28 protein-coding genes are annotated in these 24,359 nt (G+C 57.1%); 8 read left to right on the top strand and 20 right to left on the bottom strand.

Annotated features, from left to right (window positions below; all coding sequences use genetic code 11):
- Nucleotides 1-6: 6 nt before the first annotated feature.
- A complete protein-coding gene (locus tag ACFIO0_RS01480) occupies nucleotides 7-945 on the top strand; it encodes a transcriptional regulator GcvA (RefSeq protein ID WP_390912914.1) in 939 nt (312 codons plus the stop codon).
- 67 nt (nucleotides 946-1,012) lie between these two features.
- Here ACFIO0_RS01480 and ACFIO0_RS01475 read toward each other — a convergent pair whose 3' ends face one another.
- The 3 genes from ACFIO0_RS01475 to ACFIO0_RS01465 form a co-directional block, all read right to left on the bottom strand.
- Complete coding sequence (locus ACFIO0_RS01475; protein WP_390912912.1) at nucleotides 1,013-1,177, bottom strand: DUF465 domain-containing protein; 165 nt, start codon at nucleotides 1,175-1,177, stop codon at nucleotides 1,013-1,015.
- 102 nt (nucleotides 1,178-1,279) lie between these two features.
- A complete protein-coding gene (locus ACFIO0_RS01470) occupies nucleotides 1,280-2,014 on the bottom strand; it encodes a methyltransferase (RefSeq protein WP_390912910.1) in 735 nt (244 codons plus the stop codon).
- Nucleotides 2,011-2,229 (bottom strand): putative signal transducing protein, encoded by a 219-nt coding sequence (locus ACFIO0_RS01465; RefSeq protein ID WP_390912908.1) that lies wholly within the window; start codon nucleotides 2,227-2,229, stop codon nucleotides 2,011-2,013. The genes ACFIO0_RS01470 and ACFIO0_RS01465 overlap by 4 nt, the downstream gene beginning before the upstream one ends.
- A gap of 77 nt (nucleotides 2,230-2,306) precedes the next feature.
- Here ACFIO0_RS01465 and ACFIO0_RS01460 point away from each other — a divergent pair, with 77 nt between their 5' ends.
- The gene (locus tag ACFIO0_RS01460; protein WP_390915269.1) at nucleotides 2,307-3,311 is read left to right on the top strand and encodes a polyprenyl synthetase family protein; all 1,005 of its coding nucleotides are present in this window, start codon (nucleotides 2,307-2,309) and stop codon (nucleotides 3,309-3,311) included.
- Here ACFIO0_RS01460 and ACFIO0_RS01455 read toward each other — a convergent pair.
- The 4 genes from ACFIO0_RS01455 to soxR form a co-directional block, all read right to left on the bottom strand.
- The gene (locus ACFIO0_RS01455; protein ID WP_390912906.1) at nucleotides 3,304-4,110 is read right to left on the bottom strand and encodes a 4-(cytidine 5'-diphospho)-2-C-methyl-D-erythritol kinase; all 807 of its coding nucleotides are present in this window, start codon (nucleotides 4,108-4,110) and stop codon (nucleotides 3,304-3,306) included. The two genes, ACFIO0_RS01460 and ACFIO0_RS01455, sit on opposite strands and share 8 nt — an antisense overlap.
- A complete protein-coding gene (locus ACFIO0_RS01450) occupies nucleotides 4,100-5,800 on the bottom strand; it encodes a tetratricopeptide repeat protein (RefSeq protein ID WP_390915268.1) in 1,701 nt (566 codons plus the stop codon). Before ACFIO0_RS01450 ends, ACFIO0_RS01455 begins: the two co-directional genes overlap by 11 nt.
- Nucleotides 5,801-5,966: 166 nt before the next feature.
- Nucleotides 5,967-7,616, bottom strand: a complete 1,650-nt coding sequence (locus ACFIO0_RS01445) for a 4Fe-4S dicluster domain-containing protein (protein ID WP_390912904.1) — start codon at nucleotides 7,614-7,616, stop codon at nucleotides 5,967-5,969.
- A 292-nt stretch (nucleotides 7,617-7,908) separates the two neighbouring features.
- Nucleotides 7,909-8,355 carry a redox-sensitive transcriptional activator SoxR gene (soxR, locus tag ACFIO0_RS01440; RefSeq protein WP_390912902.1) on the bottom strand — a complete coding sequence of 149 codons (447 nt, stop codon included), beginning with the start codon at nucleotides 8,353-8,355 and terminating at the stop codon, nucleotides 7,909-7,911.
- A gap of 84 nt (nucleotides 8,356-8,439) precedes the next feature.
- Between soxR and ACFIO0_RS01435 the strand changes: the two genes are divergently transcribed.
- The 3 genes from ACFIO0_RS01435 to ACFIO0_RS01425 all read left to right on the top strand — a co-directional run bounded on the left by ACFIO0_RS01435 (nucleotide 8,440) and on the right by ACFIO0_RS01425 (nucleotide 10,463).
- Nucleotides 8,440-8,820, top strand: a complete 381-nt coding sequence (locus ACFIO0_RS01435) for a VOC family protein (RefSeq protein ID WP_390912900.1) — start codon at nucleotides 8,440-8,442, stop codon at nucleotides 8,818-8,820.
- 121 nt (nucleotides 8,821-8,941) lie between these two features.
- Nucleotides 8,942-9,412: a transcription elongation factor GreA gene (gene greA, locus ACFIO0_RS01430; protein WP_390912898.1), complete on the top strand. Its 471-nt coding sequence runs from the start codon at nucleotides 8,942-8,944 to the stop codon at nucleotides 9,410-9,412.
- A 13-nt stretch (nucleotides 9,413-9,425) separates the two neighbouring features.
- On the top strand, nucleotides 9,426-10,463 hold the full coding sequence (locus ACFIO0_RS01425) for a hypothetical protein (protein ID WP_390912896.1): 1,038 nt from the start codon (nucleotides 9,426-9,428) through the stop codon (nucleotides 10,461-10,463).
- 5 nt (nucleotides 10,464-10,468) lie between these two features.
- On the opposite strand, the gene ACFIO0_RS01420 is transcribed toward ACFIO0_RS01425, so the two are convergent.
- The 7 genes from ACFIO0_RS01420 to fdhD all read right to left on the bottom strand — a co-directional run bounded on the left by ACFIO0_RS01420 (nucleotide 10,469) and on the right by fdhD (nucleotide 17,467).
- Nucleotides 10,469-10,990, bottom strand: a complete 522-nt coding sequence (locus ACFIO0_RS01420; RefSeq protein WP_390912894.1) for a hypothetical protein — start codon at nucleotides 10,988-10,990, stop codon at nucleotides 10,469-10,471.
- 81 nt (nucleotides 10,991-11,071) lie between these two features.
- On the bottom strand, nucleotides 11,072-12,031 hold the full coding sequence (locus tag ACFIO0_RS01415) for a c-type cytochrome (protein ID WP_390912892.1): 960 nt from the start codon (nucleotides 12,029-12,031) through the stop codon (nucleotides 11,072-11,074).
- 131 nt (nucleotides 12,032-12,162) lie between these two features.
- Nucleotides 12,163-13,296 carry a serine/threonine protein kinase gene (locus ACFIO0_RS01410; RefSeq protein WP_390912890.1) on the bottom strand — a complete coding sequence of 378 codons (1,134 nt, stop codon included), beginning with the start codon at nucleotides 13,294-13,296 and terminating at the stop codon, nucleotides 12,163-12,165.
- A gap of 121 nt (nucleotides 13,297-13,417) precedes the next feature.
- Nucleotides 13,418-15,496, bottom strand: coding sequence for a gephyrin-like molybdotransferase Glp (gene glp, locus ACFIO0_RS01405; protein WP_390912888.1), 2,079 nt, complete (start codon nucleotides 15,494-15,496; stop codon nucleotides 13,418-13,420).
- Entirely contained in the window at nucleotides 15,493-15,984 is a 492-nt protein-coding gene (mobB, locus tag ACFIO0_RS01400) for a molybdopterin-guanine dinucleotide biosynthesis protein B (protein ID WP_390912886.1), read from the bottom strand. Before mobB ends, glp begins: the two co-directional genes overlap by 4 nt.
- Nucleotides 15,981-16,583, bottom strand: a complete 603-nt coding sequence (mobA, locus tag ACFIO0_RS01395; RefSeq protein ID WP_390912884.1) for a molybdenum cofactor guanylyltransferase MobA — start codon at nucleotides 16,581-16,583, stop codon at nucleotides 15,981-15,983. The genes mobB and mobA overlap by 4 nt, the downstream gene beginning before the upstream one ends.
- Nucleotides 16,584-16,585: 2 nt before the next feature.
- Nucleotides 16,586-17,467: a formate dehydrogenase accessory sulfurtransferase FdhD gene (gene fdhD / locus ACFIO0_RS01390; protein ID WP_390912882.1), complete on the bottom strand. Its 882-nt coding sequence runs from the start codon at nucleotides 17,465-17,467 to the stop codon at nucleotides 16,586-16,588.
- Between the two features lie 56 nt (nucleotides 17,468-17,523).
- On the opposite strand from fdhD, the gene ACFIO0_RS01385 reads away from it, so the two are divergent.
- Both ACFIO0_RS01385 and ACFIO0_RS01380 read left to right on the top strand, forming a co-directional pair.
- Entirely contained in the window at nucleotides 17,524-18,237 is a 714-nt protein-coding gene (locus ACFIO0_RS01385) for an AzlC family ABC transporter permease (protein ID WP_390912880.1), read from the top strand.
- Nucleotides 18,234-18,560, top strand: a complete 327-nt coding sequence (locus tag ACFIO0_RS01380) for an AzlD domain-containing protein (RefSeq protein WP_390912878.1) — start codon at nucleotides 18,234-18,236, stop codon at nucleotides 18,558-18,560. The genes ACFIO0_RS01385 and ACFIO0_RS01380 overlap by 4 nt, the downstream gene beginning before the upstream one ends.
- 10 nt (nucleotides 18,561-18,570) lie before the next feature.
- On the opposite strand, the gene ACFIO0_RS01375 is transcribed toward ACFIO0_RS01380, so the two are convergent.
- The 5 genes from ACFIO0_RS01375 to ACFIO0_RS01355 form a co-directional block, all read right to left on the bottom strand.
- On the bottom strand, nucleotides 18,571-19,170 hold the full coding sequence (locus ACFIO0_RS01375; RefSeq protein WP_390912876.1) for a hypothetical protein: 600 nt from the start codon (nucleotides 19,168-19,170) through the stop codon (nucleotides 18,571-18,573).
- Nucleotides 19,171-19,204: 34 nt separating this feature from the next.
- Nucleotides 19,205-19,339 (bottom strand): aa3-type cytochrome c oxidase subunit IV, encoded by a 135-nt coding sequence (locus ACFIO0_RS01370; protein ID WP_390912874.1) that lies wholly within the window; start codon nucleotides 19,337-19,339, stop codon nucleotides 19,205-19,207.
- Between the two features lie 81 nt (nucleotides 19,340-19,420).
- On the bottom strand, nucleotides 19,421-19,915 hold the full coding sequence (locus ACFIO0_RS01365) for a DUF6173 family protein (protein WP_390912873.1): 495 nt from the start codon (nucleotides 19,913-19,915) through the stop codon (nucleotides 19,421-19,423).
- A gap of 3 nt (nucleotides 19,916-19,918) precedes the next feature.
- Nucleotides 19,919-20,965: an MBL fold metallo-hydrolase gene (locus ACFIO0_RS01360; protein ID WP_390912871.1), complete on the bottom strand. Its 1,047-nt coding sequence runs from the start codon at nucleotides 20,963-20,965 to the stop codon at nucleotides 19,919-19,921.
- Nucleotides 20,965-22,680, bottom strand: coding sequence for an acyl-CoA dehydrogenase family protein (locus ACFIO0_RS01355; RefSeq protein WP_390912869.1), 1,716 nt, complete (start codon nucleotides 22,678-22,680; stop codon nucleotides 20,965-20,967). Before ACFIO0_RS01355 ends, ACFIO0_RS01360 begins: the two co-directional genes overlap by 1 nt.
- A 117-nt stretch (nucleotides 22,681-22,797) precedes the next feature.
- On the opposite strand from ACFIO0_RS01355, the gene ACFIO0_RS01350 reads away from it, so the two are divergent.
- The gene (locus tag ACFIO0_RS01350) at nucleotides 22,798-23,739 is read left to right on the top strand and encodes an L-threonylcarbamoyladenylate synthase (protein ID WP_390912867.1); all 942 of its coding nucleotides are present in this window, start codon (nucleotides 22,798-22,800) and stop codon (nucleotides 23,737-23,739) included.
- On the opposite strand, the gene ACFIO0_RS01345 is transcribed toward ACFIO0_RS01350, so the two are convergent.
- The gene (locus ACFIO0_RS01345; protein ID WP_390912865.1) at nucleotides 23,736-24,329 is read right to left on the bottom strand and encodes a YqgE/AlgH family protein; all 594 of its coding nucleotides are present in this window, start codon (nucleotides 24,327-24,329) and stop codon (nucleotides 23,736-23,738) included. The two genes, ACFIO0_RS01350 and ACFIO0_RS01345, sit on opposite strands and share 4 nt — an antisense overlap.
- Nucleotides 24,330-24,359: the final 30 nt, after the last annotated feature.

The raw sequence follows: 24,359 nt of genomic DNA, 5'->3' as shown, positions 1-24,359 counted from the left end.
CTGAACATGCCTGATCGCTTGCCCCCGCTTACCGCCTTGCGTGCTTTTGATGCCGCAGCTCGTCACATGTCTTTTGCAAAGGCTGCGGATGAATTGCACGTCACGCCTGCCGCATTGTCCTATCAAATCAAATCGCTTGAGGAACATCTGGGTGCCCCGTTGTTTCGCCGCCTTAACCGCGCGGTCGAATTGACAGAGGCAGGGCATGCCCTTGCGCCAGGTGCCAAGGACGGGTTTCAAATTCTGGCCGCGGCGTGGCGTTCAGCAGAACGGCTGCAAGACAACCAGACATTGACCGTGACCGCAGGGCCCGCGTTCACCGCCAAGTGGCTCGCTCCGCGTTTGTACGAATTCGCGCAAGCCCATCCAGAGATCGAGCTGCGGTTTTCAGCATCGCTAAAAATGATGGATTTTGGGCGGGATGCCATCGACGTGGCAATCCGCTTTGGCTATGGGCCTGATCCAGGCCTGTATTCGCTGTCATTGGCCGAAGAATGGATCGCACCGGTTATGACGCCGGAATTGGCAGCGCGCTATCCGACCCCTGAAAGCCTGACCAAGGCCCCACTGATTGTGGATCATAGCATCGATTTTTTAGACCCGCCCTGTGATTGGGCCGCATGGTTCAAAGCGATGGATGTGGAATTTAGCGAAGGACATGGCCCACAGTTTTCGCAAGCTGATCACGCTGTTGATGCTGCCCTCGCAGGGGTCGGAGTCGTTCTGGGACGGCGTGCTTTGGTCGTCAAAGATGTGGCGGAAGGTCGGTTGGTTTTACCATTTCCCACAGCACTAGGCACCGGCGCACGCTTCAGGTTTATTTGTCCCGAAGGCAGCGAAAACCGCCCACAGGTCAAAGCATTCCGTGACTGGATGCTGGCCGAGATCGACAAGACCGCCGCCATCACAGCAGCACTCAATGTCATATCCGTCTCAAAGATGTAGTTCGTTTGGCGCGGTGGCAACCAACATTGATCACCCCGCGCCTAAAACCTAAATCACTGCGCGCGCGTCAACTCGACAGGCGCGTGATCTCTTGTTTCAGTTTCAGTTTTTGCTTTTTCATGGTCGCGACCTCTAAGGTGTCGACGCCCGGTGCGCGCTGGGCCGCTTCTACGGCGCTACTAAGGGAATTGTGCTTCTTCTTCAGTTCTTCCAGATGTGCGTTCAAGCTCATGCAGTCCTCCTTGATGATAGTGTGCGTGACCAAGTGAATCATGGATTTCATCATCTGTCACGCCGCACCTGCAATGTAGGCATAAAAGTTCTTACCAAAAGATTAAAACCTAAGCGCGGCACCGTCGCGTAGAACTGCTTTGATATCAGGAGTATAGCTTTCGCGATCTGTCACGTGGCGTTCGCCGCTGTGCAGAATCAGCGGTGAAAATAATTTAAATGCAGCGCGTCCTTCTTTGCGTGCCCGCAAAATCACCAGCTCGGCGCTTCGCCCGACACGTGGCACCAGCGGCAAAACATGGATGCTGCCAAGAACTTCGTTTGCCGCCGCCATCAGTTCGGGCAACCGTTCAACGCGGTGAATGAAATGCGCGTAACCCTTTGGCTTTAAACGCTTTGCCGCTGTGCGCACCCAATCACGCAACGCCGTGTCTTGCCCTATTGCTTCTTCGCGGCCCTCATCGGTGGCGGACACACTGGCCGCGCGATCAAAATATGGCGGGTTGGCAATGACGTGATCGAACTGGCGTTGGCGCAAATCGAGCGGCATCGCCAAAAGGTCAGCACATTCGGTTTCCAGCCCGTTGCGACCTGCCAAATCCGCATAAAACGCTTGTCGCTCGACCCCTTGCAGTAACAAATCCGGCACCCGCGCCCCAAGACATAAAGCCGCAGTTCCAACACCGCAGCCCAGATCCAACACCGACTGTCCCGGGATTGCGTTCACAGATGCCGCCAGAAAAACCGGATCGACGCCCGCGCGATACCCTTGCGCTGGCTGCCATAAATGCAGTTTTCCGCCCAAAAACGCATCATATGACAGGTCTTCGTCCGTCATTTTGTGCCGAGCGGGATTTCATTGTCGTGCATCACAATCACCGCAGCGTCGTGATCATCTTCGCGCACCATCAATCGGCGCGGGAAAATTCCGATGCCCCCTTCAAGCACGCTCATATTTACGTCCAATTGAAAACATTCTATATCCTCGCCAGACAAAAGAGCTTGGGCAAAGGCAATGATCGTCGGGTCGGTGCTGCGTAAAAGTTCTTTCATAATTTACGGGTGTAAGGCCTACTGGTCCGACAGTCGAGACGGCCTATATTTGATCCACAGGATATTTGATGACCAGCATGCCTTCCCCTTCTGATGCGACGCAAAAACCGCATGACCAACTGGCCGCGTTTCTGGCCGATGACATGGTTGCCGTGAACGATTTGATTGCGGCGCGCATGGCATCAGAACACGCGCCTCGCATCCCTGAAGTGACCGCGCATTTGGTCGGTGCAGGTGGCAAACGTTTGCGCCCAATGCTGACTTTGGCGGCCGCCCGCATGTGTGGCTACGGCGGTCCGTTTCACATCCATTTGGCAGCGACGGTCGAATTCATTCACACAGCGACCCTGTTGCATGACGACGTGGTTGACGAAAGCGCGCAACGACGTGGTCGCCCAACGGCCAACCTGTTGTGGGACAATCAATCGTCGGTTTTGGTCGGTGATTATCTGTTCTCACGCTCGTTTCAGTTGATGGTTGAAACCGGGTCTTTGCGGGTGCTCGACATCCTTGCCAATGCCTCTGCCACGATTGCTGAGGGCGAAGTTTTGCAGCTGACCGCAGCCCGGGATCTGGCAACTGGCGAAGGCACCTATTTGCAAATTGTACGTGGAAAAACGGCGGCGTTGTTTTCGGCTGCGACCGAAGTGGGCGGCGTCATTTCCGGTGCTGACGATGCGATTGTGCAGGCGTTGTTTGACTACGGCGACGCGCTCGGCATCGCCTTTCAAATCGTCGATGATTTGCTGGATTATCAGGGCCAATCTGCGGCCACAGGCAAAAATATCGGCGACGATTTCCGCGAACGCAAACTGACCTTGCCGGTGATCAAAGCCGTGGCCAAAGCCGACGCCGAAGAGCGCGCCTTTTGGCAGCGCACCATCGAAAAAGGCGTGCAAGAAGACGGCGATCTGGATCACGCCTTGGCGCTGCTTCACAAACACAACACGCTCAGCGAAACCCGCGACCAAGCGCTGGAATGGGCGGCGAAAAGCACGTCAGCGTTGGCAACGTTGCCCGATCATCCGGTCAAAAAGATGCTGATTGATTTAGCAGATTACGTGGTTGAACGGATCAACTAAGCGCGCAGTCCACAACCCACCAATCGGGGTTCTGAAGGCGGATTGCGGCTGCGGCAGTTTGCGCGTCAGCGGCTGTTTCAAACAGTGCAAAACACGTCGCACCGGATCCAGACATGCGGACCAACTTTTGATTTGGCTGCCCCCTTAACACCTCGAGAACGCCTGCTATTTCAGGGGCGCAGGCGATCGCTGCGGCCTCAAGATCGTTGCGCTGATCTGACACCCAGTCGATCAAAGCGGCGGCCGTATCATGCGTTGAAAATTCGCCTGTCATCGCCGGATTATCTTTGTTTTTCAGCGTCTTAAACACTTGCGGGGTGGGCACATGCACGCCTGAATTAACCAACACAGCAAACAGCGACGGCATTCCTAAAAACGGTTCAACCATGTCACCAATACCCGACATCTGCGCCGCTTGGCCCAACCGACAAACCGGCACATCAGCCCCCAAGGACACACCTGTGTCAGCGCACCCAAGTGCCGCCAGTAGCGCGCCGGCATCAGATGATCCGCCGCCGATTCCTGCCCCGTGAGGCAAGTTTTTCTCTAATCGAATATGCGCTGTGTGCCCTGCCAACACGGCCGCTTTCCAGACCAGATTTCTGGCATCTGCAGGAACACCCTGCGCAAAGGGGCCGGTGATTTCCAACGACATCTCATCAGCTGGTTCGATCCAGATACGATCCCCGACATTCGCAAATACGACCAGTGAATCCAGTAGGTGATACCCATCGTGCCGCTGACCCGTCACATGCAGGGTCAGATTGATTTTCGCAGGCGCAAAGGCCTCAATCGTCATTGGCAACCTTAAGGGGTGGCGCGCCTTCCATCTCAAGAACGGCGTCCAATCCGACCTCTAGTTTGCGGCGCATCCGGTCCGGTTCTGCCTCGCTGTCGGTGTCCGTGGGGTCGACAAATGACAGGGCACGTTTCCATTGAAATTCCGCCTCGCGGGCGCGACCTACGGCCCAATACACGTCACCCAAGTGATCGTTCACAACCGGATCTACGGGTTCCAGTTCAACCGCGCGTTCCATGTGGCCAACGGCTTCTTCGTAGCGGCCCAAACGGTACAAAACCCAACCCAGCGAATCCACGATGTAACCACTGGCCGGTTCCGCCGCGACCGCTTGTTCGATCATCTCGAGGGCTTCGTCCAGATTGACCTGCTGTTCGACCATCGAATAGCCCAAATAGTTCAAGACTTGGGGCTGTCCGGGGTTCAATTCCAGCGCTTTGCGAAAATCGGCCTCGGCCAGTTCCCAATTGTCCAAACGTTCGTGCGCGATGGCGCGGGCGTAATGCGTAAACCACGCGCCACGTCCACCCTCAGGGATCAGATCGATGGCACGATCATAGGCGGCAACCGCGTCTTCGTAGTCTTCTTTTTGGCGCAGCACATCACCCAAGGTTGACTGCACCGCTGCCATGTCGGGAAACCGGCGCGAAAGCTGTTCAAGCACCTCAATCGCTGCGTCAACTTTGTCAGACCGGCGCAAGGCCGCTGCACGCCCCAGCTCGGCGGCATGCGACGCCGTATGTTTACTCGGGACCGCTTTGTAAGCGGCAATCGCGAGGTCGTATTGACCCAATTCCTCTAGTAATTCTGCGTTCAGCAGCAAGGCGTCCACATGATCAGGGCGCAGCGCGTGGGCCATCCGACCATACAGTAGCGTATAGTCTGGTGATGCTTCGCCGCGCAGCGCACTGGCGAGCGAAAAGAACACCTCAGCGGCACCATCACGGGCTGACGTAATGTGGGTGAACGGCACCGTCTCTCCGGCCTCGAGGGCCTCGATCAGAATGCTCAATTCCGGGTCCGTCGCCTCACCAAAGGCCAAACGCAGGCTTTGTAGCGCATCGTCATTGCGCCCAAGTTGCGACAATCCTTCGGCGCGCGCGACAATGCCCCGGCGGGTGCGGTTCATCGCGCCTGCGCCGTAATCCGCATAGAGCGCTTCGGCGTTTTCGAAATCGCCAACCAGCCCATAGGCCATCGCCTTGTGATACATCGCAAAGCCGGACATTCCCGCCTCTGTAGACACCGCATCAAATTGGGCAAACGCCGCGTCAGCGTTGCCTTGGCCCAATGTGGCCCATGCGGCGATCAGCGTATCCACCAGCGGGCCGATGCCCATGGTATCTGCGTCACGCGCAAGATAGCCGTCGTAATCCTCTGCGATCAGCAGTTCCGCGATCGACACCATGTGTGCTGTCTGACTGCGCAATCCCGCAGCTTCGATCCGCGCGGCAATCGGTGCTGCACGGCTGATGTCGCCTAATGACAGGAACGACAAGGTCGCGCCTTCCATTAATTCTGCGTTGTTTGTGTCACGTGCCAAGGCTTGTACGTAATACCGTGACGCGGCCGCGTAATCGCTTTGCACAATCGCCTGACGCCCTGCCAAATACGGCCCTGCGGTGGATTGCGCGTTTGCCTTTGGGGCGATTGCTGCGGTGGAGACCACTGCCGCCAACGCCGCAGACATCAAAAATCGGATCACTGTGCATGCCTCATATATTGCTTGAGACCAAAGCTAGCACGTGCATCAAAAGGTGCAATGGCTGAGGGACGTTGCATCGGCACACATCTGCGTGCGGCCCCACAAAAAAGGCGGACCGAAGCCCGCCTTTCGAATTCTTGCTGACCCAAGCCTACATATTTGGATAGTTCGGCCCGTCCCCGCCTTGAGGCGTGGTCCAGTTGATATTCTGGCTCGGGTCTTTGATGTCGCAAGTCTTGCAGTGCACGCAGTTTTGAAAGTTGATGACAAATTTGGTGTCTTTGCCCGCTTCCTCGACAAATTCGTACACGCCAGCGGGGCAGTACCGCGCTGACGGGCCTGCGTATTTTTCAAGGTTCACACCAACGGGCACGCTAGGGTCCAACAAATGCAAGTGCGCAGGCTGGGATTCTTCGTGGTTGGTAAACGAAAACGCGACGTTGGTCAGGCGATCAAACGACAGTTTTCCATCGGGTTTCGGGTAGTCGATTGGCTTGTGTTTTGATGCTTCTTCGGTGGCATCCGCGTCGTTCTTGCCGTGCTTCAGCGTGCCCAGCAGCGAAAAGCCTAGGGTGTTGCACCACATGTCAAATCCGCCCACAGCCAAGGACGCCGTGAGGCCATATTTGGACCATAATGGTTTGACGTTACGCACTTTTTTCAGGTCTTTGCCAATAGCGCCGGTGCGCACCTCGGTCTCGTATGACGTCAGCTCATCGCCAGAGCGATCTGCTTTGATCGCAGCCATCGCGGCCTCGGCGGCGGCTTTGCCGGACAGCATCGCGTTGTGGTTGCCTTTGATGCGCGGCACATTGACCATGCCAACGGAACAGCCCAACAGCGCCACGCCGGGCGCGACCATTTTCGGCATCGACTGATAGCCGCCCTCGGAAATTGCGCGCGCGCCATACGCCACACGTTTGCCGCCCTCGAGCAGCTCTTTCATCATCGGGTGATGCTTGAAACGCTGGAATTCCATGTACGGGAACAGGTGCGGGTTTTTGTAGTTCAAGTGCACCACGAAACCGACGTAAACCTGATTGTTCTCAAGGTGATAAACGAATGAACCGCCGCCTGCGTTGCTGCCCAAAGGCCAACCCATCGTGTGGGTTACGGTGCCCTCTTTGTGCTTGGCCGGATCAATTTCCCAGATTTCTTTCATGCCAAGGCCGAATTTTTGTGGCTCGTGACCGTCAGACAAATTGTACTTGGCGATGACTTCTTTAGACAGCGATCCGCGCACGCCTTCGGACAAGAACACGTATTTGCCGTGCAGTTCCATGCCGGGCTCGGTATTTTCGCCGATTGTGCCATCGGCCTCTAGGCCGAATACGCCCGCAACGACACCTTTGACTTCGCCGTTGTCACCGTACACCAGCTCGGAACACGACATGCCGGGGAAGATTTCGACGCCCATTTCTTCGGCTTGTTCGGCCATCCAGCGGCAGACGTTGCCCATCGACACGATGTAGTTGTGGTGGTTGTTCATCAGCGGCGGCATCGGGAAATTGGGGATGCGGATCTGGCCCGCTTCGCCCAACATGTAGAAATTATCCTCGACGACCGGCGTGTTCAAGGGCGCGCCTTTGGCTTTCCAATCAGGGATCAACGCGTCCAAACCGCAAGGGTCAAGTACCGCGCCTGACAAGATGTGCGCGCCGACTTCGGACCCCTTTTCCAGCACCACAACGTTGCAGTCCGGATCAAGCTGTTTCAGACGGATCGCCGCAGACAGACCCGCAGGACCTGCACCGACGATGACCACATCATATTCCATTGTTTCGCGTTCAATTTCGGCCATTTTGGCGCTCCCTTAGCAAATCCACCCGTCACTCGTGACAGGACGCAACATTCTTTCGCGCTTGGCTAAACCACCCATCGCGCGGATGCAATCAAGACACAGCGTAAAGCCTGCATAACATGACGCAACACCAGAGTTTCGTCGGAGGATGTGCCGTTCGCGACAGCTTTGGCCACTTTTGCACAAGACACTGATAGCGTGGTGCTAGTTTCAGCGTTTTTTTTGAGTATTTTTGATCAAGACAGGCCAAACCTGCGGGTAAGGTGTGCGTGTCGCACACCCGTTTTGTTGATCAGGGGCGATCCCCCATCAAATACCGCGGACCCGCCCCGTTTTGCCCAGCTTTGTCTGCAGCGTTGTATAGCGCACAGCTGGGCAAGCTCAGGCATCCGCAGCCAATGCAGCCATCCAGATTGTCACGCAAGCGCGTTAGGGCATCGATACGTTGATCCAAAGAGGCGCGAAAACCGCTACTAATTCTCGCCCAGTCAGCTTTGGTCGGGGTCCGTCCACCGGGCAGCAGATCCAATTCGGCTTTGATCTGCGGCAGAGTAAACCCGAACTGCTGTGCGATCATAACAAAGCTAAGCCGTCGAAGATCTGCGCGTTCAAACCGTCGCTGCCCGCCCGCGTTTCGCCACGGCGCGATCAACCCTTGTGCCTCGTAGTAGCGAATGGCCGAGACGGCCAGCCCTGTGCGATCTGCCAACGCCCCGATTGTCATGCCGTCTTTTGCCATTTTCAGCTCTTTCAAGAAATACCTTGACCTAAAGTTAGGTTTAGAAATTACGATAGACATGAACTCACCTGAAAGGAACCGGAAATGCCTGCACAATTGGAACACACGAATTACACTGTCTCGGATATCGACGCGACTGCCGCCTGGATGATGGAGCTGTTTGGCTGGCACATTCGTTGGCGCGGCGACAGTCGTACTAAGGGGAAGTCCGTGCATGTTGGCACCGACACGCATTACCTCGCGCTCTACACGCATGGCAAAGCAAACCCGCCCAGCGAGGACAGTTATGAAACCGTCGGGGGGTTAAATCACATCGCGGTTGTTGTGGATGACATTCAAGATTTGCGCGACCGCGTGACCAAAGCGGGTTTTACGCCCGGTGAGCACTATGATTATGAACCCGGCCAGCGGTTTTATTTTCATGATCACGACGGCATCGAATATGAAATCGTTCAGTACGATTAGGCGACTGCACGCTGCATCAATTGCAAGAACACTTGCAATCCCCTGCCCCTTTGGGTCACTTAGTCTTTAACTTCTACCGGCGGCCCTTCGTGGCCGCCTTTCACAGTTGGACCAGTTGCCCATGGAAAAGATCCCAATGACCCGCCAAGGGTTTGTCGATTTGGAAACAGAGCTTAAGCATCTGAAAACCGTCGAGCGCCCCATCATCATTCGTGCCATCGCCGAGGCGCGTGAACATGGCGATCTTTCCGAAAATGCGGAATACCATTCTGCCAAGGAAAAGCAGTCCTTCATCGAGGGCCGCGTCAAAGAACTGGAAGGCGTGATTTCACTGGCTGACGTCATTGATCCGGCCAAATTATCCGGCTCGATAAAATTCGGGGCCAAGGTGACCCTGGTGGATGAAGACACCGACGAAGAAAAAACCTACCAGATCGTTGGCGAATACGAGGCCAACATCGAGGCCGGTTTGCTCAACATCAAATCCCCCATCGCCCGCGCCCTGATCGGCAAAGAGATCGGTGACAGCGTCGAAGTACGCACGCCCGGTGGTGTCAAATCCTACGAAGTTCTCGCAATCGTTTTCGCCTGACGGGATAGAAATTATGGCTGACCAGCCGACCAAATCGAACCCGCCCAAATCCCGGCCAACGCCGCTGGGTATTTATGATCGTCCCAAACCGGACGGTATTTCGGGTATCGAAATCATCGCGATTGTGCTGAGCGCCATCTGGTTGATTGGCGCTGCGATCTTTTTCCTGACTTTGCCAAGTGAGCCGAACGTGCCAGAAAATGGCAGCGGTGGCTTGCGATTCTTGATGACGATGCTGGCTATTTTCATGCCGGTCGCAATGATCTGGGTTGCCGCGACCGCCGCACGTGCATCCCGTGTCATGCGCGAAGAAAGCCAACGTTTACAAGCGGCTATTGATGCCATTCGCCAAGCCTACATTGCGCAATCCCAAGGCCGCGATCTGGCAAATGAACCTTCTGTTGCGCGCAAGCTCGATGAAATTGCCGCGGCCGCGCGCAAAACCGAAACAACGCTTGCGACGTTTTCGACCCGCCGCGATGCGACTGAACCGCAGCGTGCGCCAGCGCCATTGGCGGCGGCCCCTGTCGATGATCAACCGGCCCTCGCGCTTGGCACCACAGCCGAAGACCTAGCGCCGCCTTTGCCGATCCCGGACTTTATTCGTGCGTTGAATTTCCCTGAAACCGCTGAGGACGAGGCTGGCTTTGCCGCCCTGCGTCGCGCTCTGAAAGATCGCAGTGCCGCCCAGTTGGTTCAAGCCGCGCAAGACGTGCTGACCTTGCTCAGCCAAGACGGGATTTACATGGATGATTTGCGTCCCGACCGCGCCCGCCCCGAAGTTTGGCGTCAATTCGCAGCCGGGGAACGCGGTCGCACCGTGGCTGCTTTGGGCGGCATTCGCGATCGCTCGTCGCTGGCGCTGACGTCGGGACGCATGAAACAAGATCCGATCTTTCGCGACGCAGCGCATCACTTTTTGCGCAAATTCGACAAGATGTTCTCAGACTTCGAAGAGCGCGCCAGCGACGAGCAAATATCGTCGATGTCAGACACCCGTACGGCCCGCGCATTTATGTTGCTGGGCCGCGTTGCAGGCACTTTCGACTAAATCGCCTAAGCGTTATCGTCACATTTTGGCGTGATCCGTGCGATGTTTTGGGCATTGAACGTCGCCAAAAATGGCTGACCGTTCATTGCAAACACCACTTGCGCTCCGGACATTTCAGACCCTGAAACGCGAATTTGGCCTAGCTCTGATGCGGTCAATTGGTCGTCCACATCGATGGTGAATGACACCTCGGTCCCTGCGGCCAATCCGTCCATCGGTATGCGCAGGCCCGTCGCACCATCGCGCACATTAATATCCGCAATACTGCTTTGGAACGGTTGGAAGACCTCGACCCCTGCACCGCCGTTTTGCGTGTCAAAAATCAACCGTCCTGCCGAGGCTGACAAATCAAATGCGACTTCACTCAGCGGATAGGTTTGATCCGATCCGTTCGAGATCACGAACCGGTCAACCGGCGCGCCCTCGATGAACCGCACTTGCAAATCGACGCCGCACGTCGCCGCCCCGGCCGAGGCAACGGCGGGACCAATCAACGCCAAAAATCCAATGGTAAACGCACTGCGCATATCTTCTCTCCCTTTAAGTTGGATTAAAGGTAGAGGGCGGGCAGGCAAAGGCAACAAAAACGGGGTAAAAAAATGGTCTGCCTATTCGGATTTTGCCGCGATGTAGGCGATCACGTTTTCAATGTCGTCCGCCTTTTTCAAACCGGCAAACGCCATCTTGGTGCCTTTCACGACAGAGCGCGGTTTTGCCAAAAATGCGCTGAGTGTTTCTGCGTCCCAGACCAAGCCGGATTGCGCCATTTTGGTTGAATATTTGTAGTCTTCAATCGCTCCGGCAGCGGTTCCGACGACCTTGTAAAGAGAGGGGCCAACGCCGTGCTTGCCGTCTTTGATGCTGTGGCAGGCTTTGCATTTCTTGAACACTTTCTTGCCGGCATCCGCATCACCCGCCAATGCAACTGCGATAGGGGCTGGGGCAGCGGGTGCTGCCTCAACTTTCTGTTCATCCATGTTGAAAATCAGGCGCAATGTCACCGGCGTCGTCCGCGTGATGCCCGGCAATTTCGCCAATTCCATCAGCTTGTCCACACCGGCAGAGATGCCCAAATCTTCGGTCTCGACAAAGATCATGTCGTTGGTCGTGACCATCACCGATGTCTCGGACAGGCGCGCCACAAACAGCTCCGCTTCGATTTCGACGTCCGCCCCGAGGAACGACAAAACGGCTTCGACATCAATGACTTCGCTGTCACCAACAGCCATCGCAGCCATCTCATTCATGTCGATCATCGTATTCAGGATCGCCGTTGTAGCACCCTTGAACACGTGCTCGCCAAAGCGTTCGTTGCGAATGTCGATGTTGGTTTGCACCGATGTCAGATCGATTTCGACAACCGTTGTGCCATCCGCACCCACCGTGCCGCTGATCTGCTCAAAGCTATGGACCTCGCCAACGGTGTCCTTTTTGACCGAGCCAAACGCCAGCTTAGAGCTGTCGGCGTTCAACGTCCAAGTACCCGTCGTGTGCCCGTCCGCCAACGCCATATGGCCGCTAACAGCGATAACCGCAGTCGCCAGAATTCGTGTAAATGTTCTGAGCATTCTTGCCCTCCCTAAAGTGAATTGGCCTGCCGGTAAGTCGACAGCTATCAAGGAAACACTTTAGGTCGAGATAATATTCACAATTTTAGTGAAAAGATTTGGGCGGCCTGGATCAGAGCCGCCCAATAGGGCTACATGTTCGGAAAATAGTCTTCGCAATCACCTTCGCGGTACACGTCCGCCGTGCAGCAATGCAATCCGCCACCAAAGGCATAGGCATCGCGCAATTCGACCTCGATCACGTTCATGCCCAGCTTGTCCATTTGCTCGGCCTGATAGACTTCGGATTTTTCGACACAGACAGTTTTCGGATCCAAAACCAGCACGTTCATGCTAAGCCACGTTGACGAATAACACAGCGGCGGCGGCGAGTTATGCGAGGGCTGCGCCGCATCGACAATTTCCCAACCATTGTCGTTAAACATCTTGCGTTGTTCTTCGGGCAAACGGCGCTGCGGGTTGTTCAAAATCAAACCGGGGCGCAGCGGTGTGAACGTCGCATCAATGTGAATCGGGTACGGATCGCCTGGAAAATTAACCGTGTGAACGCGGTGATCAGGGAAATGGCGACGCAGCCATTCGACACCCTTTTGGTTCGTCGTAAACCCGTGCTGCACCACCAAATCGCGACCAAACCGCAGAACGTCAGCCGCATCAAACAACGGCTCTTCTTCGGTGGTGACAAAGAATTTCTCTTCGGCCCATTTCAGACGCTGCGCATCGCCGATCTTTTCGCTCAGATAATCTGGGTGATAATCCGCATCCGTCAGACGCGGTTTGGGCGCGGCCTCATGGCGAAATTTGGGATCGTCATTGAAGTATTCTTGCAGCAGCGGGCGATAGTTCAGGTACTCAAACCAGCGACAGCGATACGACATCGTCGCTTCCAGAATCTCTGATCCAACCGTCAACAAGACGTCGCGCGGTGGCATGCATCCAAACTGGCTTTCAGTTTTGAAATCAGGGGTTTGCGCAGGCAAGGAATGGTCAATACTGGTCGGGCGATCCACACGCACACCGCGTTCGGCCAGCATGTCGGCAAAGTTGTCCAGCAGCTCGTTGGCGCGATCAATCGTCTCTTGCGGACGCCGCCCCCACTGGCCACGCATGTCACTGTCCTCAGGGACTTTGGCATCAAGCGCGGGCTCTTCTGGCGGAATGTGACAATCATCGGCACGGCCCACGATCACGTGGCGCAACGGGTCCCATTCATTCCAGCTGTTAACGACTGTTTTTACGGCGGGGTTGTAAGATTCTATGCTCATCCAAACTGCCTAGACAGGCGGTGCCCCGCTCGCAAGTCCTAGTTGGACCCATCTCTTGCTCAAAAACGACGCGCGCCGCTCCGGTTTGTCTTGATCAAAATACTCTCCCCGAAGGGGGCAATCATTCAAAACCCCCGAACGGAATGTAACGCACAAGGTCACCTCGCCCCACGTCCAGCGCGCCATCCGGCAATTCAACCAGCCCTTCGGCCCAGCTTAGCCCCGAAATCCGCCCCGATCCTTCGGAGGCAAACACCTCGACCAAGCCGTCCCTGACGCGTGCGCGCAAATATTCACGCCGCCCCGCCTTTTTGCGTTTCTCAAACCCTGCTGGCACCATGAACCCCTGCGGATCTGACCAACCTGCCCCCGCCAATTGCGCCATGGCCGGACGTGCAAAAACCAGCGTGCAAACATTCGCCGCAACCGGATTTCCCGGCAACCCGAACACCGGCGTGCCCTGCCACATGCCCAGCGCCAATGGGCGCCCCGGCTTGATCGCAATGCGCCACAACGCCATCGCACCCGCCTCGCGCAGCAAGGCCGACACGTGATCTTCATCGCCCGCCGATGCGCCACCGCTGGTCAAAATAACATCGGCGCAGCCCGCCGCATCATCCAACTTGGCCGCCAAGGCCGCGCGATCGTCCACCACACGGCCCATGTCGACGGGCATGTGCCCAAAGCGCTCGATCATCGCCAACAGCATCGGGCGATTGGCGTCAAAAATCTGCCCCTCAAGGGCGGCATCACCCGCCTCGACCAGCTCGTCCCCTGTCGAAATCACAGCAACACGCAACGGCAAACGCACCGACAGTTCCGCAACGCCAGTCGCGGCAAGCAAGGCCAAATCCGCAGATGTCACGCGACGTCCGGCCACCAAGATCACTTGCCCGGCCTCGACGTCTTCGCCAGCCTTGCGCGTGTTCGCACCCGCCTTGACCGGTCCGTGAAACGCGATCTGTCCGTGCGCGACGCTGACGTCTTCTTGCAGGACCACGGTGTCGACCCCGTCCGGCAATGCGGCCCCCGTCAGCACCCGTATTGCGGCCCCTTGCGGCACAGCACCACTTAGGCGCAGGCCCGCTGCTGCGCGATCCGTTTCAAGGGGCAAAACATGCACGCCCTTGGACCGCCCACCCGAAAATCCGTATCCATCCACCGCTGTGTTTGGCAACGGTGGGTTCGCGCGAACGGCCATCACATCGCCCGCCACGACGCGACCCAGCGCATCCCGAACGCGGATGTTTTCCACGCCTGTCACAGCCTGCAAACGCTCCTTCAGCAGCGCCAAGGCGTCCTCAACCGGTGTCCATTCCACACCTGCAGGCAATGCAAAACAATCGTTCGAAAGCGGCGGCGGCAAAGGCGCATCGCGCAGCAAATGTTCGCGCCCCAAGCCCAAAATCCAGCCCTCGGCATTAGGGTCCACATCCAGCAAAGCGGTCAACTGCCCGGGCTCAAGCCCAGACAAATGCCGCGCGACTTCGCTCACTTGCCACGCATCCTTGATCCATCCGTCGGGGGCAGCACCTACGCTCAGCGATGGCCAGATTTCGACAAATGCGATTGGCGTATCCAGTGGTTGAAACGGCCAGACAGACACAGCGCCCGCGAATTCTCGACGCAGACGCGACAACACCGGCAAGCCCATCAGCGACTGTGATCCGACCGATCCCGCACCGGACAATTGCCACAAAGTGAATGCACCTTTTGCCTGATCCTCAGCCATGCGTTTTTCAGCCGGATGATCGCCATGTCGCGCCAACCCTTTGCGCGGCAAATCGGCGATATCGCGTTTTAGTCCGTTTCCCCAAAACGGGCCGATTCCGTCAAACAGCCGGTTCAATCCAGCTGCGATATCAAAGCGATTGTTGGCCTTTGGCCCGTCTTCGATCCGCGCCTCTAGCCAGTCCCACAACGCCAGTGGATCACTGCGTCCGGTCACGGTTTCGCAAAAACCATCGGGATAGCCGAATGGAAAATCAAAGCCTGCAAGCACGCGCCGTCCTGCCGCCATTTCAGCCTGCAACAGATCCTTGATCCAAGCCTCGGCAAGCTGCCGATTGCGCAAATACACAGGTTCGCACGCGGTGCCTGCGCGCGCTACGCAGCCCCAAATCGCATCGGCCTTTGGGCTGGCCCCACGGTCATTTCCGCCCGACCAGTCGAGCATCACAAAAGTGTCGAAGCCGTTCACAACCCGACCTGTTTTAGAATGAAATCAGCAACCGCACCGGTGTCGTTCAAATCAAACACCGGGCGATCCAAATCCAGCGGCACGTCTGATGCGACTGCTTTGATTGTGTGATCATTTAGCGCGATCAGGGGGTTCCCCGTCTCGGCCCGGTGTGCTTCGACTTTGGCGTGACTGTCGCGTTTGTAGCCCTCGATCAACACCAGATCGACGGGGGACAACTTGGTTAACAACTGCTCCAGCGTCGGTTCTTCGTCACCCCGCAATTCGTGCATTAACGCGAACCGGTTACGCGACGCAAGCAGCACCTCACTGGCCCCTGCGACACGGTGGCGATGGCTGTCTTTGCCCTCGTGATCCACGTCAAACGTGTGATGCGCGTGTTTGACGGTCGACACTGTGAATCCGCGCAATGTGATCTCGGTCACGAGCCGTTCCATCAGCCCGGTTTTGCCCGCATTTTTCCACCCGACGATCCCGAATACTCTCACAACATCGTCTCCGCTTTTGCCAAATCTTCGGGCGTGTTTACGTTGAAAAAGGCAGCCTCGTCAGGGAACATCGCCAAGCGGCCCTGATGTTGATCGCTCCATTGCACGACCTTGCGCACACCACCCGTTAACGCCGCACGCAGATCATCACGCAAGGCCACCGGCCATAGGCCAAACGTCGGGTGGCGCACTTTGTTACGATCAGGATGCGGCGTTGCGGCCAAGGCAAGCGGATGGGTCATACCGGTTGCGCCAGCTTGCAAAACAGACACCAAATCATCCGGAAAAAACGGCGTGTCAGCCGCGGCCGTGACGATCGTGTCAGCACCTAGTTCTGCCGCCCAATCGAGCCCCGCAAGCACGCCCGCCAAAGGCCCTGCAAACCCGTCGATACTATCTGCAATCACCGGCAAACCGTAACGCGCAAATCGATCTGCGTCCCCGTTTGCGTTGAGCGCAAGTCCGGCAACCTGCGGGCTTAACCGTGCCATCACATGGTCCAGCAACGTCGCCGACCCAAGCGGCAAAGCGCCCTTGTCGCCACCGCCCATACGCGTTGCGAGGCCACCCGCCAGAATGACGCCCAAAGGTTGCTTCATACTCACCCCTTACCGCCTTTGCGCCCGGATTTGCGTGGTTCATCCTTAACTTTCGCAGGGTCCGCATCCCAGATCAGTCGTTCTTGGCCGCTGAGACACATGAACCGTTGCCCACGCATCCGGCCAATCAAAGTTAACCCGACTTGCTGCGCGATTTCGACGCCCCACGCCGTAAATCCAGAGCGCGACGCCAACACAGGTATCCCCATCATCGCAGTCTTGATCACCATTTCAGAGGTCAAACGCCCGGTCGTGTACAGGATCTTGTCCTCAGCCGACGTGCCGGTTTGCAGCATCCAACCAGCAATCTTGTCGACCGCATTGTGGCGCCCGACGTCCTCCATGTAGACCAGCGGCTGGTCATCTTGGCACAGCACCGTGCCGTGGATCGCACCCGCCTCAAGATAAAGGCTGGGCGTCGTGTTGATTTTGGCGGCCAAAGCATACAGAGATGACGTGCGCACGGGGGTCGCAGGCAAAACCAGCCCCTCTAGCCCCTCCATCATGTCGCCAAAAACAGTGCCGACAGCACAGCCACTGGTGCGCGTTTTCTTCTTTAGCTTTTCCTCGTGGTTGGTCTGCACCTTTGTGCGCACAACGACGGTTTCCAGTTCTTCATCGAAATCAACACCAGTGATCACATCTGCGTCCACCAGCATCCCTTGGTTGCGCAAGAACCCAAGCGCCAGATATTCGGGGTAGTCGCCAATTGTCATGGCGGTCACGATCTCTTGGGCGTTCAAAAAGATGGTTAACGGGCGCTCTTCGACCACAGAAATTTGCGTCTCGGCACCTGTGTGATCAGTTCCGACAACCACACGCGTCAGACCCGTGCGCGCAGGATCAGGCGCAATCAAATAACTGTCCGGTTTATCCATCGCCATCGTTTGCATCCCCCCCGCTTCACCGCTAAGCCTAGAGACTAATCTAAGGGGTCGCCATGGCCATCACCACCACCAAATCCGCCTACTGGGCAGGCTTTCGCGACGGGGCACCGTTTATGTTGGTCGCAGGGCCATTTGCAGTGCTGTTTGGCGTGCTGGCAATCGAAGCCGGATTGAACCTGTTCGAGGTCATGAGCTTTTCTTTGGTGGTGATCGCAGGGGCCGCGCAATTCACCGCAATGCAACTAATGCAGGAAAACGCGCCGACGGTGATTGTGTTGATTTCCGCGCTTGCGGTGAACCTGCGCGTGGCGATGTATTCGGCCGCGATCACACCGTATCTGGGGGCAGCGCCCCTGTGGAAACGGGCGATCATGGCTTATCTGTTGGTCGATCAAAGCTACGCGTTGTCGCACGCCAAATTCGAAACCGAACCCGAGCTTAGCGTGCCGGCCCGCGCCGCCTATTATTTTGGCACCTGCACGCTGGTGATGATCACGTGGTTTGTATGTTCATATTTGGGGGCGGCCCTTGGCACGCAATTGCCCAGCAATCTGCCACTTGATTTTGCGCTGCCCATCACGTTTCTGTCGATGGTCGCACCACTTTTGCGCACCCTACCCCATGTGATCGCAGCGGTGGTGGCCATCATCGTGGCACTGTTGGCAGTCAACGTGCCGTATTCGCTGGGCCTGATCATTGCAGGATCTGCAGGCATGGCCGCAGGGGCACTCAGCGAGACGTATTTGACCCGCAAGGCTTTAACATGATTGATAAATCCACCCTCTGGACCGTCATCATCCTGCTTGGCGTCGGCAGCTTTGCCCTGCGGTTTTCGTTCCTTGGGTTGGTCGGGGATCGGCCCATGCCTGCGTGGCTGGTGCGGTCCTTGCGCTACACTGCTGTGGCGATTTTGCCCGCGATGATCGCGCCGCTTATCGCGTTTTCAAACGACGCAGGCACAGGGCCTGATCCGTCCAGACTGGCCGCAGCATTGATGACATTGATCGTTGGGGCAGCCACGAAAAACGTGATCTTGGCCCTGTTTACGGGCGCAAGTACGCTGGGTATCGGGCTCTATTTCTTCGGGTAACGCAACTGGATCACAACGCGACTTTGGCAATCCCGTCCAAAATCGTACCGTCGTCATCCTCGTAATACCGCTCGGTTTTTACACCAGGGTACTGCTCCATTTGTTCCATCAATTTCTTGGGGAACCACGTGCTTTTCACCGACTCAAAACCCTGAACCTGCGCAAGTAACGCCGTCGTTGACGCGGCACATTGGGCAGAGGCCACAGAGCCGCGTGCAATCGCCAAACGCAACGCTGTCTCGGCCTGCGCCGGCGTCACTTCGACCGTTTGCAAAACCATGTGAAAGGCAGCCCGTGAATGCGCGCCTTTGTAGGCGGCCAAAACTGCGGGCGAAATGCCGTATAAAACATCCGCACGACGCGGAACACGGTCATTGCGGAACGATCCAGCGGGGTCAAAAATCACCCGCTGCGATCCGTTGATCATCAGCGCTGTGTGCGCGCCACTGCCTGACGTGTTGTTGATCATCGTGATCAAGGTCAACGTGGCCGCACCGGGCGCGCGGTAGGCTGACGCCGCGATCTGATCATCCGTGGCTTGGGTGCCCGTCGGGGCCGCAGCACATCCAGCCAAAGCCAAAAGAATCGCAAACAGTGCAACAATACGCATTACCAAACGCCCCCCAGCGCCAAACTTTGGGAAATTATCTGGCGAAAATCGCCATGAAAACCAGAATCCCGATAATCACAACGCAGGACCACGTTGCAAATTTGATAAACCCGTCAAATGTGCTCGTCTGCACTTTGATATCCATTTCGCCATGTTTGTGATCGGACATGTGTCGCTCCTTGGTCACATTAGAATTTCGCGCTGAGTACATCAAAGCCGTGGCCCTGTCACCCCGCGTGATTGTCGCGCATCAGGTTTGGTCCGTGACCCCGTCTTTTGCCGCATCATCAGCCGCGTCCAGATCTTGCGCCAAACGAAAGCCGATCCGGTTCGGTTCTGCCTGCTCAACTGCCTTTGGCAGCGTGCGCAACATCACGTTCAACTGGCTGACATGCTGCACCAATTGGGTCTTTGATCCGGTCGGGTCAGAGCCATAAAATGTCACGATATCAGGGTCATAGTAGCCCATGCCCTCGATCCGCAGCACACCGGCGTCGCCACCGGTAAACCCCATGGCGACCTCGTGTTCGTTGTCTAGCTGTTCTTCAAAATTCTTGAGGTAGATAATCAGGCGTTCATAGGCCCACTGCGCCGGGCTTTTGTTGGCCACAGGCGTTTTAGCGACACCTTTAGGGACCGGATTTTTCGCCGCATTCGGTTTGGACGGATCGGCATGCACCTCATGCACGCGTGGCATCGCTGCGGCCTCTTCGGCCTCGGCTGCGGTCTTGATATCGTCGCCCATCCGTCAATCCTTGCGCTGGTAAACCCACGCCCCGTCGTCGCGCAATTCACGCGTCGCAAGGCCGTCTTGGTAAAGGTGCGATAAATGCGCGACAGCTTCAACCAGTGCGAGGCCATATTCGCCCTCACCTATCGATCTTTTGAACAAAGGCGAAAAACACTCGGACGCGGATTTCGGCGTGTCGATGTAGGCAAGCAAACGTTTCAGCGCCCCGTGATGATTGTCGATCAGCTGACGCATTCGTGTCGGCAGGCCCATAAACGGCAGTTTGTGACCGCCCAAAACCAACTGATCCGTGCGCGCCAACGGTTCTAGCCGCTCGCAGGCCTCAAGCCATTCGCCAATCGGATCGGCCATCGGTTCAGTCGCGTAAACCCCAACATTCGGGCTGATCGAAGAGATAATCTGATCGCCAGAAATCACCAGATTGTCGTCGCGGCTCCAGAACGTCGCATGCTCCGGCGCGTGGCCGTTGCCCATGTGAATGTCCCACGTGCGCCCGCCGATTTTGATCGTGTCGCCCTGCTGAATACGGGTGTATCCCAGCGGCAGTGGATCCACGATATCACCAAAGTTAAATGGCCGCTCAACCGCGCGTTTTGCGTAAATTTCAGCGTCCATGCCGCACAGTTTGTAGAACGCCAGCGTTTCGGCATTCGGGACCGCATGCACATCCAGCGTCAGCATGCGTGCCATCAACCACGCGGTGCGTGTCGTCACCAGCTCGGCCCCAAATTCGCTTTGTAACCAACCGGCTAGACCAATGTGATCGGGGTGGTGGTGGGTCACAATCACCCGTGAAACCGGCTTGCCGCCCAACGGCCCGTCCATCATTTCGCGCCAGATCGCTTTGGCCTTTTTCGAACTAAATCCGGTGTCGATCACCGTCCAACTGTCACCCTCGTCAAAGGCGTAAATGTTGACGTGATCCAGCTTCATCGGCAGCGGCAGGCGGAACCACAAAACACCCGGGGCCAGCGTGATCCCTTCACCGAATTCAGGCGGCGTTTCATGCGGATAGCGCAGGCCGGTGTGTGCTCCATCCGCCATCAGCTTGCCAACTCTTCGACGCTCATCGCGTACAAATCTGCAGCACCGGCCATCGCGTGGGTCAACAGCCCCGCATGTTCCGGCAAAAGCCGCAAAATATAGAACCGCGCCAGTTTTTCGCGCGTGCCACCGGGCGTGTCAGCCAACGCCGCCGTCAGATGCAAATGCCCGCCCAAAACCCGGGCGAAGGCACGCAAATACGGCACCGAACCGGCAAAGCGTTCCTGCATATCGGTCTGCGCCGTCAGCCATTCCGTCGCCTCGCGCAGCGATTCTGTCGCCGACCAAACCGCATCCGCCATGTTCGGGAACCGCTCACGCGCAGCTTCGGCGTGGTGTTCGATTTCATCCAACAGACGGTTCGCCATTTCGCCACCGTCCATCATTTTGCGCGCAACCAGATCCATCGACTGGATGCCGTTGGTGCCCTCGTAGATCGCTGTGACGCGCACATCGCGCGAAAATTGCGCGGCACCCGTTTCCTCGATCACGCCCATGCCGCCGTGGATTTGGATGCCGGTGTTTGCGACCTCGATCCCGACATCGGTGCCGAACGCCTTGGCAATCGGGGTCAAGAACGCCGCGCGGGCCTGCCAATCTGCGTCGCCTGTCGCGTTGGTCATGTCGATGGCAACCGCGCACGAAAGCGCAATCGCGCGGGCGGCAAAGATATCCGCCTTCATCGTCATCAGCATCCGGCGCACGTCAGCGTGGTCCACAATCGTGCCGGTTTCACTGGTGGCGGTACGGCCTTGTTTGCGGTCCATCGCGTAGGCCAAGGCGTGTTGATAGGCACCCTCAGCAGCACCAATCCCCTGCCCGCCGACGCCCAAACGCGCGTTGTTCATCATCGTGAACATCGCCGCCATGCCACCGCCTTCGGGGCCGACCAGCCAACCGGTTGCCGCGTCGTATTGCATCACGCAGGTCGGTGATCCGTGCAGGCCCATTTTGTGTTCCAGTGACACAACACTGAGGCTGTTGGCCTTGCCCAGCGATCCGTCCGCATTCGGCAAGTACTTGGGAACCAAGAACAAACTGATGCCTTTGGTGCCCGCAGGTGCGCCCGGCAATCGTGCCAGAACCAAGTGGCAAATGTTCTCTGCAAAATCATTATCGCCCCAAGAGATGTAGATCTTTTGGCCGCTGATTTTGTACGTCCCGTCGCCTGAATCCACCGCCTTGGACGACAAGGCACCGACGTCAGAGCCCGCTTGCGGTTCGGTCAGGTTCATCGTGCCGGTCCATTCGCCGGAAATCAGTTTGGGCAGGTACAATTCTTTGATTGCATCTGATCCGTGGTGCTCTAACGCTTCGATCTGGCCTTGCGACATCAAAGGCGCAAGTTGCAGCGACAAACACGCCGAACTCATCATTTCGTTCACCGCCGTGGTCACCGACATCGGCAGGCCCATGCCACCGTATTCCGGGTCCGCCGACATGCCGATCCAACCGCCCGTCGCAATCGCTTTGAACCCGTCCGCATAGCCGTCAGCAGTCCGCACAACGCCGTTTTCCAAATAGGACGGCGTCAGATCACCGGCTTTTTGCAACGGGGCCATGACGTCTTCGCAAAGCTTGCCGGCCTCGGTCAGAATGGCGGTGGTTAAATCGTCGCTCGCCTCTTCAAACCGCTCGGTTGCGCGGACCTGATCCAGCCCCACAACATGGTCAAACAAGAACCGGTAATCATCGACAGGGGCGCGGTATGGCATGGCAAAAACCTCATTTTTCGGATGGCGGGCGCACGGCACCTAACACACATCTGGCGTCAACATGAAGAGCGCGCTAAAGACAGGCAAGCAAAACGCCGCGTCATGCAGTTCGGATCGATGAGCAGTTCAAAAACCCAACACCTCGTGGCCGATCAAACCGGCATTTCGCAAGCCGCATCACTGCTGCGTGGCGGCGCGTTGGTCGCATTTGCCACCGAAACCGTCTACGGCCTTGGCGCTGATGCACGCAATGGTGCTGCGGTCGCACAAGTCTACGCGGCCAAAGGACGGCCCAGTTTCAACCCCTTGATCGTGCATGTGCCAGATACTGATTCTGCGCAAAAATACGTCGAATGGTCAGATCAGGCGCAAATGATCGCGGATGCATTCTGGCCCGGTGCGTTAACCTTGGTTTTGCCCTTGCGCCAAGGTCACGGGCTGGCGTCATTGGTCACCGCAGGGTTGCCAACGCTTGCGATCCGCGTGCCGAACCATCCAACTGCAACCGCGTTGTTGCGCGCCGCAGAGGCACCTGTGGCCGCCCCTTCGGCCAATCCATCCGGCCAAATCAGCCCGACAACCGCGCGCCATGTGCTGGCGGGTCTGGATGGCAAAATCGGCGCGGTTCTGGATGACGGGCCGTGCACAGTCGGGCTGGAAAGCACGATCGTGACACTGGCGCCTGTGCCCACGTTATTGCGCGCTGGCGGCGTGCCGGCAGAAGACATCGAGGCGGTTTTGGGATGCCCGCTGGCGGTGCCGACGTCCGATACGATCACGGCCCCCGGCCAGTTGGCCTCGCATTACGCGCCAAACGCCAAGGTGCGATTGAACGCCAAATTTGCGGATTTCGGTGAGGTTTTCCTAGGATTCGGACCGATGAAAAGCGACCTCAATCTGTCTGAAGCTGGCGATCTAACCGAGGCTGCGGCCAACCTGTTCGACTATCTTCACCGGCTCGACGAAAGTGGCAAGCCCATCGCAGTCGCCCCGATCCCGATGACCGGATTGGGCGCAGCAATCAACGACCGGCTTAGCCGCGCGGCAGCACCGCGTTAAGCATGTCCAGCCGTCGCCGACAACGTCAACGGATCAAGCCCCATGCTGGCCAATGCCAACGCCCATTTCGCAGAATCATCCGCACCAAAGACCAATTCAACCGTGGCCTCGCAGATCAACCAGCCATTCTGCGCGATTTCATTTTCCAACTGATCGGGCCCCCAACCGGCATAGCCCAGCATCATCTGCGCGTTCTCGGGGCCGACACCTTTGCCCATTTCTTCGAGCACATCCATCGTCACGGTCATCGCAAAATCCATGCCGACATTCACGGTTTGCAGGCTGGATTGAAAGTCGGGTGAATGCAAAACAAAGCCACGGGCGATTTCGACAGGCCCGCCGAAATACACTGGCAAACCTTTGACATGTCCGGCCACATCGACGTCCAACTGTTCCAGAACGTCACCCAAAGCCATGCCTTTGGCGCGCTTGTTCACGATCAAACCCATGGCCCCTTTGGCCGAATGTTCGCACACAAACACCACTGATTTATCGAATTGTTCATTGCCCATACCGGGGGTTGCGACCAACAATTTGCCTGTCAGTTCGCCCAAGGTTTGTGTCGTTGTTCCTAACGTTCTACTGGCCACTTTGACCCTCTCGCACGTAGCAATTCACCT

The sequence above is a fragment of the Pseudosulfitobacter sp. SM2401 genome, from assembly GCF_042932805.1.
Taxonomy (GTDB): domain Bacteria; phylum Pseudomonadota; class Alphaproteobacteria; order Rhodobacterales; family Rhodobacteraceae; genus Ascidiaceihabitans.
The sequence above is the reverse complement of the archived record's forward strand: the minus strand, read 5'-3'. Positions and strand labels throughout refer to the sequence as shown.